Annotated in this window: 2 protein-coding genes; both read right to left on the reverse strand. The window is 32.0% G+C overall.

What is annotated here, in order from left to right; all coding sequences use genetic code 11:
* Nucleotides 1–347: 347 nt before the first annotated feature.
* Nucleotides 348–821 (reverse strand): hypothetical protein, encoded by a 474-nt coding sequence (locus ACP7AT_RS15660; protein ID WP_426065371.1) that lies wholly within the window; start codon nucleotides 819–821, stop codon nucleotides 348–350.
* A gap of 13 nt (nucleotides 822–834) precedes the next feature.
* Nucleotides 835–2,724, reverse strand: coding sequence for a hypothetical protein (locus ACP7AT_RS15665; protein WP_426065372.1), 1,890 nt, complete (start codon nucleotides 2,722–2,724; stop codon nucleotides 835–837).
* Between the last annotated feature and the right edge of the window lie 413 nt (nucleotides 2,725–3,137).

Consider the following 3,137-nt stretch of genomic DNA (forward strand, 5'->3'; position numbering starts at 1 on the left):
TGATGAATTTCATACTTAAATGTACAAAAAATCAACGAGTTGCGCAAGTTATTTGAGCGATTTTTAATACAAATAAATTTATGGGGAAGAAGAGAGGTTATTAGACAGTTTGACGTCCCCCCGCTTTGAGATGGTGGGGAAAAAGTACGCCAAAATTTTCGGTTGATGACTGATTTTACAGGCACAAAACCAAGTTTTAGTTTATGACCGGAACCCCACTATATCAAAACGGCTGTTACAGGAAGCCTTTTTGTGTGGTTTTATTTATTCAATGTTGCAAATATTTCTCTATTAGCAATGAAAAAAGCGGTTTTAAACATAGTTCAAAACCGCTCTCATTTTATTTTTTAAAATTTAATTAGGCTCATTATAACGATATATATTACAAAAACTGCAATTAACCCAAAAAAATACAACCATTCTTTAAAAATACTATCCCCACCTGTTCTTTTGATTTGATAGATTATTGTCATAACTATCAAATTGAATACATTCAAAATTCCAAAATACGCAGGGTAAAGAAAAGCTAAAGGGTCAGGGTAGATTACCCCCCAAATTATAAAAAAGGAAAAAGAAACAAGTATTAAAGTATAATTAAAATATCTTAAAAATACAAACTTCTCTTTTTTAATATCTGATAAAATAAAAAATATGTATAATGATAAAATAAAAATTGAAAATAGTAAAAATTGAAATGCTCCAAAATATCCTTTTGTGTCAAAATGCATTAAATTAAAATAATAATCGACCAATGCTAAAAGAATAGACAAGCTTCCTGAAATTAGAAAAGTTTTTTTTAATAAAACTATATATTTTTCCATATTTGTGGTAATATTAATTACATCCTAAATCACTGATAGATACCTCACCTCTCAATACTTGGCGGACTTTCGCCCAATCTGGCCTCCAAATTGTATTTTGAGAAGTTGTTGGTGTAACAGAACTTCCTCCATTATTTTGAACAAAGGTAGCTACTTTTGTTTTTAAGCTATTCCAAAGCTTATCTGGATTTGCAAATGGGTCTACAAGTATTGTTAAATTTTCCGCTGCTAAGGACTCAAACCCATTAGTCATTCTATCAGCTCCACGAGTATAGAAAGTATAGGTGCCATTTGAGTTTTGGATTAATCCAAACTCTCTGTTGCCACTCACTGGATGAATCCCATCAGCATTACTGTTTGTTGGTTTCCATGGAACTTCAATTGTTGTAAAGATCCAATGATTAGAATCGCTTTGGGAACATATAACAGAGCCATCACCAGCTGGTTGAGAAATATTAATATGAATAATCGCTCCAAGAGGATTTGAGGAGTTCCATATTTGAGATTCATTATAGCCAGTACTTAAGGTAGTTGGGCTAAAACGAGAGATGTTTGTATCTACAAAATTATTGATATTAAGTCGGACATAATTTAAAAATTCTGTAGGAGTAAATTTTAGTCCCGTCACTGGATTTTTAGGGAGAGTATTTATTGTTACTGGAAAATAATCTAAATTTATAGCAGCACCGCTAGCGTGTTCCAAATACTGAATATTATAATCGGTAAGCAATAATTGATTATCGAGTATTTGTATTTTATCTTTTACAGATTGTGGAGGGGTGAATTTAACAAGTGCTTGCCATTTAGGGATTTCCAGACAGGGAACTTTTAACAAAAAAGTAGGGTTGGAGGCTAATTCTTTTTTTATCTTAAGCCATTTTCCTGCGATTTCTTTTTTTAGAGGGTCTGTACTGTTTTTGAAATAATCACTGAGGTCTTTTACATCATTCCAAGATGTATCAGGATAATCAAACTTATAAATTCTGGCCCATTTTGCAAATTCATAACTTTCAGGTGACCAATTGTTATCACGTTCATATTGTACCGATTCGTTAAAAAATGTTATGTTTTCTGACTTTGCAAAAAATCCTTGGGGTGCATCTCCTAAATTAGTCCAAGTTTGTTCTCTTTTAGTGCGATAAATATACTCAGGATCATCAAAAACAGGATTGTCATAAGTGTTAGGAGAATATACATAAGGGTCTGAAGCTCCACCTCCACTACCAGAAGTATTGCCTGGGTCAGAAGAGCCACCGCCTGTGCTACTTCCTCCGCTAGAACAATTTGCATGCGATATTACAGTATGAACACACCATATACAATTATCGCAAACACCTGTTGCTTTGCATTCTCCCGTATTAGTACAATGGAGTACAGGCACCTCTATTGTACAATCCCATACTGATGCTGTTTTATAAGTCTTACCAGTTGTAGACTTACTATCATATATCCTTTCTATTTTTTCAAACAGCTTATGCTCTCTATCTCTTTCAGGTAATTTATATAAGTAAAAAATAGATGTCTCATAGGTGTCATTCACTTTACGATACACTAAATTATAAATTTCGTTTGGTTTTGCGACCGTAAACAAAGGGTATATACGAAAGGTATAGGTTGTTTTATTGTTTTCACTGATGAATTTTTTAATAGCAAGAGTATCAATTACAAAATCTGATAATTGAACTTTAGTTTTTGAAGAAATTGATTTTATTGTTGAGACACTTAATATTGGTTCAACTTTATCAATATTTGTCTCGTTTTTGAATTGGGCTAGCGAAATTTTGTTTTTATCCACACCATTGTGCTGATCTTTAATGTCGTAAAGTTCATCATTACAACTTATAAAAGTTGAAAAGAATGTTAGTAATAGTAATCGAGTAATAAATTTAATTTTTTTGGTCATATTAAATAGTTTTTGCCATTTCATTTTGCACTTGCTGGGCTGAAAAGGATTTGTTAGTTCCCGTTTTCAAGAAACTTTTATTTTTTTACGCTGGTTTATGCATTTTTTTTGTGCGTAATATTGGTTTAAGGTTTCCTGTAACGTCAGTTCGTCTAAAAACCTTCAAACGAACTCATTTTAGTTAATCAGTGAATAAATATATGTGATTTAAACTACAATTAAAATTCTTTCTGGGAAAAGTCGGTTTAGGATTATCAAAATAAAACAGTCCGTAAAAAGCTTTAAAAATTGCTTTTAGAGTCCCAAAATATAAAGCCAATACTTTTAAATATTGTTTTAATAGACTGTGGTCAATCAGGTTAAAAATTCGGCGCAGATTGTAGGCACAGAAAATTAATCCTACATCGGCTGAG

Source organism: Flavobacterium sp. DSP2-3-1, assembly GCF_049896865.1.
In the GTDB taxonomy this organism is placed as follows: domain Bacteria; phylum Bacteroidota; class Bacteroidia; order Flavobacteriales; family Flavobacteriaceae; genus Flavobacterium.

Coding starts and splice junctions, on each gene's coding strand:
- ACP7AT_RS15660 (WP_426065371.1), bottom strand. CDS start 821: ATGGAAAAATATATAGTTTTATTAAAAAAAACTTTTCTAATTTCAGGA.
- ACP7AT_RS15665 (WP_426065372.1), bottom strand. CDS start 2,724: ATGACCAAAAAAATTAAATTTATTACTCGATTACTATTACTAACATTC.